Genomic DNA, 6,417 nt, shown 5'->3' with positions numbered 1-6,417 from the left:
GTTGTCGGCCGGGGTGCTGCCGCCGGGCGGGACGCTCACGCCCCGGCCTGCGGCGCCGGCGCGGTCGGGACCGGACGGACCTCGACCGGACCGACCGCGGGGGGGGGGGGGGGGGGGGGGGGGGGGGGGGGCCGGGCGCCCCCCCCCCCCCCCCCCCACCACCATCAGTCGGCTGTCAGGTCCCGGCCCCCGCCGGCACCGTCGGGCAGGATGTTCCGGTCGAAGATCGACAACGGGATGCTGATCGAGACCGCGCTGTTCGGGATGTCGACCACCCCGCCGATCCGCCCGTCGATCGGTGCCGCCCCGAGGAACAGGTACGCCTGCTCGAAGGTCCAGCCCATGGCCGGCATCAGGTAGTTGATGGCGTTGAGGCAGGCCTGGCGGTAAGCGACGGTCGCGTTCATGTAGTAGTTCCGGCCGTCCTCGACGCTGATCCCCTCGAAGGTGAGGAACTCCGAGTAGTTCGGGCCCACCCGCCCGGGCTTGAAGAACGGCATCGACTGCTTGTAGCGGTCCATCCCGCCCTTGATCAGGTCGAAGTGAAGGTCGATGAAACCGGGCATCTCGATCGCCCCGCAGAAGGTGATCTCGCCGTCCCCCTGGGCGAAGTGCAGGTCACCGATGGAGAACTTCCCCCCGGGCACGTACACCGGCATGTAGACCCGGCTGCCCACGCCGAGGTCCTTGATGTCGACGTTGCCGCCGTGCTCGCGCGGCGGGATGGTCCGGCAGGCCTCGGCGGCCGCCCGGTCCAGGTCCGCGCCGCGCAGCGTCCCCAGCAACGCGTCCTTGGCCAGCGGCGGCAGGGCCAGCGCCGGCACCTGCGGTGCGCCGGGGACGTCGCCGTCGTGTGCCGGGACGTCACCGGTGACCCGGTCCGGGTTCTGGTCGATCAGCGCCTGCTCCCGCCGGTTCCACTCCGCCAGCAGGTCGGGCGAGGGGGCGCAGCCGAAGAGGCCGGGGTGGGAGTTGCCGATGAACCGGACCCCGGGCACGTGCCGGCTGGTGGTCCAGATGCCGTCGAGGTCCCAGATTGCCTTGGACGCCTGCGGGGAGTAGTCGGTGAGGAAGCCGCCGCCGTTCTCCTTGGCGAAGATCCCGGTGTAACCCCACTCCTGCTCCTGGAAGGGGCCGATGTTCACGATGTCGACGACGAGCAGGTCACCGGGTTCGGCGCCCTCGATGGCGAACGGCCCGCTGAGCATGTGGCACGGGTCGATGTTCATGTCGCGGATGTCGTCGGCGTCGTCGGTGTTGCGGACCTGGTCGTCGGTCCAGTCCTTGCACTCGATCCGGTAGGTCCCGCCGGGGGCCACGGTGGCGGCGGGCGGGATGTCGGGGTGCCAGCGGTTGTGGCCGGGCACCGTCTGGTCGCGCATCGACACGCTCAGGTCGCGGTTGATCTCGAAGATCACTTCGGGCACGGGGAGCTCCTCGGGTCGGGGTGGACGGTGGTCGGGCGGGTCAAAAGCTCGACCGGGGGACGCCCATGCCGGGGTCGATCCGCGTCGGTCCGGACGCCGAGGGGGTGACGTCGACGTCGAAGATCCCGGTGGGCAGGTAGACGGTGGAGCAGGAGTTGGGGATGTCGACGACCCCGGACAGCCGGCCCTCGATCGGGGCGGCGCCGAGGATCATGTACGCCTGCTCGGGCGACCAGCCGAACTTCGTCAGGTAGTCGATCGCGTGCAGGCAGGCCCGCTGGTAGGACAGGTGCGAGTCGAGGTAGCGCTGCTCGTCGTCCAGCGTCACCGAGGTGCCGGAGAAGGCCAGCCACTTCTCGTACCGGGGGTCGACGTTGCCCGGCATGAAGACGGCGTTCTCGCCGACCCCGTAGGTCTCCATGCCGCCCTTGATCAGGTCGACGTGCAGGTCGATGAAGCCGCCCATCTCGATGGCGCCGCAGAAGGTGATCTCGCCGTCGCCCTGCGAGAAGTGCAGGTCGCCCAGCGACAGCTTCGCCCCGGGCACGTAGACGGGGTAGAAGACCCGACTGCCCTTGGTCAGGTTCTTGATGTCCTGGTTGCCGCCGTTCTCCCGGGGCGGGGCGGTGCGCGCCGCCTCGCCGGCGACGCGGTCGAACTCGGCACCCGTCAGGCCGCTGAGGATGGCGTCGTCCGGCAGCGGGGGCAGGGCCAGCGGCGGCACCCGGTCGGGGTCGGTGGCGATCAGCGCGCCCTCGCGCCGGTTCCAGCGGGCCAGCAGCTCCGCCGACGGCGCGGTCCCCATCAGGCCGGGGTGCACGATGCCGGTGAACGAGACGTGCGGGACGTGCCGGGAGGTCGCCGTCTGCCCGGCGAAGTCCCAGACCACCTTGTAGGCGTCGGGGAACTGGTCGGTCAGGAAGCCGCCGCCGTTCTGCTTGGCGAAGATGCCGGTGTAGCCCCAGCCCTGCCCGGCCAGCGGACCGGAGTCCTCCTGCGGGATCGGCCCCACGTCGAGGATGTCGACGATCAGCAGGTCACCGGGCTCGGCGCCCTCCACCGCGAAGGGGCCGCTGAGCACGTGCACCGTGGACAGCGGCGCGTCCCGGATGTCGTCGGCGGAGTCGTCGTTGTGGATCGCCCCGTCGAACCACTCGCGGCAGTCGACCCGGAAGGTGTCCCCGGGGCGGACGGTCACCTGGGCCGGGATGTCGGGGTGCCAGCGGTTGTGGCCGATGTGCTGCTGCTCGGTGAACGGCTTGCTGGAGTCGAGGGGGAACAGGCGCTCGGGCATGGTCTGGCTCCTTGGCTCGGGTCTGGCTGCGGGGGCGGTCGGCCGACGGCTCGGTGGCGGGCCTCACCCCCGCCGGTCGGCCGGTGCGTCCGCGGCGGCCGGCGGGGGCTGCTCCGCCACGTCGTCGTCCAGCTGCGTGGCCCGCCGGTCGCGGAACGCAGGGAACAGAGCCAGGGACAGCAGCAGGACGACGGCGAGCACGATCGCCCACGTCATCACGTTCTCCACCCACGCGCCCGTCATCAGCAGGAACGCGGGGACGGCGCAGGTCACCACCCCGGCCACGACGGCGACCAGCCCGGTGAACCGGGTGAGCTCCTCCCGCTTCAGCCCCAGCACCAGGAAGAACAGCGCCCACAGCACCGCCCAGTACAGCCAGATGACCCCGAAGGCCGGGTCGTCGAGCCGGCCGAAGTTCAGCCCCGCGTAGACCACGGCGCAGCCCGCCACGAAAGCGGAGAACCAGCCGAGCCCGGTGCCGTCCAGGCCGCGGGTCAGGTTCAGGCCCACGTACAGGTAGGTGAAGCCGAACAGGTAGAGGCCAGAGGCGCCGAGGATCGCGTCCGGGTCGCCCCCAGAGGTCACGATCAGGTAGGTCGGCGTGAACACCTGCAGTCCGCCGACGAAGAAGTTCAGCGGTGCGGCCGCCCGGGCGTCCACCCGGCCCAGCAGCATCAGCCCATTGACGATCAGGACCGCGCCGACGTACAGCAGACCGACACTGGCCATCTCGGCCCCTCCCCTCTCGTGCAGTCGATCGGGATCTGCGGAGGGCCCCGACCTCAGGGCCGGGGCAGCCGGCTCAGGGCCGGGTTGCGCAGCACGTCGGCACGACGACCGGAGCCGGGTGCCGGAGGCGGCGCGGCGACGACGTCGGGCTGGTCGCCGCTGCGCTCCGTGCGTTCGATGAGGGCCCGGCGTGCCGGGGACCCGAACGAGAGGCGGGGCGCGGTGAACACCCGCGTGGCGGTCGAGCCGCAGGCCGGGCACTCGACCGCGGCGGGCGCGGCGCCCATCGCGCAGCGGGTCTCGGTCGTGCCGTGGTCGGGGCAGCGGTACAGGTAGACGGCGATGTCGGAACCTCCGGGTGCACCGGCGGAGGGCACTCGGCCCTCCGGACCAGGTGGACCCTCGTCGCGTCCGGGCGGGACGGTCAAGGCACTGCCGGGCCGGGGCGGGCCCCCGCCCCGACCCCGGGCGGCGCGTCGTGACGCACTGGCTGGAGCCGGACGGGCGTGTCGATCGGAGCCGATGGTGTGCCCCGGACGTCCCGCCGCGCCGGGGCGGGGTGCTCGCCGGCCGGGAACCGCGCCGGGCAAGGGCGCGACGGTCGGTGCTGACGAGCGGGCCCGGAGGTGGCAGTCTCACCGTCCGTGACCGCCGTCCCGCCGCTGCCGCCCCCCTTCCGGGCCGGGCACTGAGGGTGGGGTCCCCGGACGCCGCCGAGCGCGCTCGGCGGGAGGAGGAGGTGCGCGCGGCCACCAACGCCGTGCTGCGCCGCATCGACCCGCCGCTGCCGCACGCGGCAGGCGGCCCGCTCGCCGGGGTCCGGGTCGGGCTGACGGACAACATCGACACCGCCGGGCTGCCCACCACCTGCGGCTCGGCGTACTTCGCCGACCGGGTCCCCGACGCCGACGCCGTCGTCGTCACCCGGCTGGCCGCGGCCGGCGCGCAGATGGTCGCCAAGCTGAACCTCTCGGAGTTCGCCGTCGGCCTGACCAGCCAGAACTCCGCTGCCGGGCCGGTCCGCAACCCCTGGGCGCTGGACCGGCTGCCCGGGGGCTCCAGCGGCGGGGCCGGCGCCGCGGTCGCCGCCGGCCTGGTCGACCTGGCGCTGGGCACCGACACCGGCGGCTCGGTGCGGCTGCCGGCCGCGGCCTGCGGGGTGACCGGCCTGCGGCCGGGGATCTCCGTCGTGCCGGACGCCGGCACCTTCCCCGTCTGCGAGCTGGTCGACACCGTCGGACCGCTGGCTCGCAGCGTCGAGCTCGTCGCCCGCGCCTTCGCCGTCCTGGCCGGCCGGCCGCCGCGCACCCTGCGCCCGGCCGTGCCCCGGCGGATCGGCGTCCCCGAGGCGTGGTTCGACGACCTGGACCCCGGCGTCGCCGAGGTGGTCGCGGCGGCCGCCGGCGTGTTCGCCGACGGCGGCGCCGAGCTGGTGCCGGTGACCGTGCCGGGGATCAGCGTCGCGCAGGACGTGCTCTACACGATCGTCTACTCCGGCATCGCCGACCTGCACCGCGAGCGGCTGGCCGCCCCGGAGCTCTTCCAGCCCGACACGCTCGCCCGGCTGCGGGTGGGCGAGGGCGTCTCCGAGGGCGACCGGGCCGGGGCGATGCGGGTGCGCGCGGAGTACCAGCGCGGGCTGGAGGAGGTGTTCGGGCAGGTCGACGTGCTGCTCACGCCGACCCTGCCGGCGGACGTCCCGACGGCGGTCGCCGTGGACGACGTGCTCACCCTGACCCGCCGCCTGGGCACGCTGACCGCGCCGTGGTCGCTGCACGCCGGCCCCACGCTCGCCCTGCCGGTCGGCCGGCACCCCGGCTCCGGCCTGCCGGTCGGCGCGCAGCTGACCGCCGCGGTCGGTGGTGAGGACCTGCTGCTGGACGCCGGCGCCTGGTTCCAGCAGCGCACCGGCTGGCACACCGAGCTGCCGCCCTGCCGGGCCGACTGACCCGGCACGCGGTGGCCGGTCCCCGGATCAGGCGCCGGCCACCTCGCCGGTGGCCGCCAGGGTCCGGACGGCGGCCTCCCGGTCCGCGGCGGCGAGCAGCTGCCCCGCGGTGGTCAGCGTGATCCCGCGGTCGGCCACCCGGCGCAGCACCTCCGGCAGCGCCCGGACCTCCACCTCGCGGCGCGCGGCCAGGTCTGCGGCGAAGGAGCTGCCCGGCTGGAAGGTCCCCCGGCCCAGCCCGTCGTGCAGGCAGACCACGTCCCCCGCCCGGACCGTGCCGGCGACGTGGCCGGCGACCACCTCCCGGGTGCCGACGCCGTCCGGGCCGCGGGTGCAGGACCAGATCCACACGTCGTGGCCGAGCTCCGCGCAGACCCGGAGCCCGTAGCCGGTCAGCTTGCCCCGGGCGGGGCGGAAGGCGGTCAGCGGCTGCTGGACGAGCGCCTCGACCTCCTCCTTGCCGCGGACGATCTCCTCGCGGACCTGGGCCGGCGTGATCCTGGTCTGGTCGAGGTGGCTCCAGGTGTGGTGGCCGATCTCGTGCCCGGCGGCGGCGATCTCGCGCAGCAGGTGGGGGTGGGTGACCGCGTTGTGGCCCATCACGAGGAAGGTGGCGGTGACCCCGGCCGCGGCCAGCGTCGCGAGCACCCGCGGGGTGAACTCCGGGGTGGGGCCGTCGTCGAACGTCAGCGCCGCCAGGGGCTGCTGGACCGGCAGCGACCAGACCACCCGCGGCGCGCCCCAGCGGCCGGGCTCCTCCCACACCTCCGGGAACGCGGCGCCGACCCCCTGGCCCGAGGTGCCGTCGGCCGGGGGACGGGGCGCCGGGACGAGGTGCGCCGGGACCGTGCCGGAGACGGCCTCGGCCACGGCGGCCGAGCCGAGCCCCAGTGTCACGCCGGTCGCGCCGGCGCCCAGCAGGAACCGCCGTCGGCTCGTGCCCCCCGCCATCCGTCGCTCCCTCTGCCCGGTCCCGGCCCGTTCCCCGGCCGGGTGCAGGCGCACGGCTGGTCGGTCGG

General features: G+C 74.5%; 6 protein-coding genes. 1 reads left to right on the top strand and 5 read right to left on the bottom strand.

Annotated elements, in window-relative coordinates; all coding sequences use genetic code 11:
- Positions 1-164 precede the first annotated feature (164 nt).
- The 4 genes from fmdA (ACI783_RS18010) to ACI783_RS17995 all read right to left on the bottom strand — a co-directional run bounded on the left by fmdA (ACI783_RS18010) (position 165) and on the right by ACI783_RS17995 (position 3,827).
- Entirely contained in the window at positions 165-1,427 is a 1,263-nt protein-coding gene (gene fmdA, locus ACI783_RS18010) for a formamidase (protein WP_457141719.1), read from the bottom strand.
- 40 nt (positions 1,428-1,467) lie between these two features.
- On the bottom strand, positions 1,468-2,721 hold the full coding sequence (gene fmdA, locus ACI783_RS18005; RefSeq protein ID WP_457141718.1) for a formamidase: 1,254 nt from the start codon (positions 2,719-2,721) through the stop codon (positions 1,468-1,470).
- Between the two features lie 63 nt (positions 2,722-2,784).
- On the bottom strand, positions 2,785-3,450 hold the full coding sequence (locus ACI783_RS18000) for an AmiS/UreI family transporter (protein WP_457141717.1): 666 nt from the start codon (positions 3,448-3,450) through the stop codon (positions 2,785-2,787).
- 53 nt (positions 3,451-3,503) lie between these two features.
- On the bottom strand, positions 3,504-3,827 hold the full coding sequence (locus ACI783_RS17995) for an FmdB family zinc ribbon protein (RefSeq protein ID WP_457141716.1): 324 nt from the start codon (positions 3,825-3,827) through the stop codon (positions 3,504-3,506).
- A gap of 317 nt (positions 3,828-4,144) precedes the next feature.
- Here ACI783_RS17995 and ACI783_RS17990 point away from each other — a divergent pair, with 317 nt between their 5' ends.
- Positions 4,145-5,398 carry an amidase gene (locus ACI783_RS17990; RefSeq protein WP_457141715.1) on the top strand — a complete coding sequence of 418 codons (1,254 nt, stop codon included), beginning with the start codon at positions 4,145-4,147 and terminating at the stop codon, positions 5,396-5,398.
- A gap of 27 nt (positions 5,399-5,425) precedes the next feature.
- On the opposite strand, the gene ACI783_RS17985 is transcribed toward ACI783_RS17990, so the two are convergent.
- Positions 5,426-6,349, bottom strand: a complete 924-nt coding sequence (locus ACI783_RS17985) for a polysaccharide deacetylase family protein (protein ID WP_457141714.1) — start codon at positions 6,347-6,349, stop codon at positions 5,426-5,428.
- Positions 6,350-6,417: the final 68 nt, after the last annotated feature.

The organism is Modestobacter sp. SYSU DS0511, assembly GCF_054050755.1.
Note: the sequence above shows the minus strand (reverse complement) of the source record. Positions and strands in the feature narration are given on the sequence as shown.

Coding starts and splice junctions, on each gene's coding strand:
- fmdA (WP_457141718.1), bottom strand. CDS start 2,721: ATGCCCGAGCGCCTGTTCCCCCTCGACTCCAGCAAGCCGTTCACCGAG.
- ACI783_RS18000 (WP_457141717.1), bottom strand. CDS start 3,450: ATGGCCAGTGTCGGTCTGCTGTACGTCGGCGCGGTCCTGATCGTCAAT.
- ACI783_RS17985 (WP_457141714.1), bottom strand. CDS start 6,349: ATGGCGGGGGGCACGAGCCGACGGCGGTTCCTGCTGGGCGCCGGCGCG.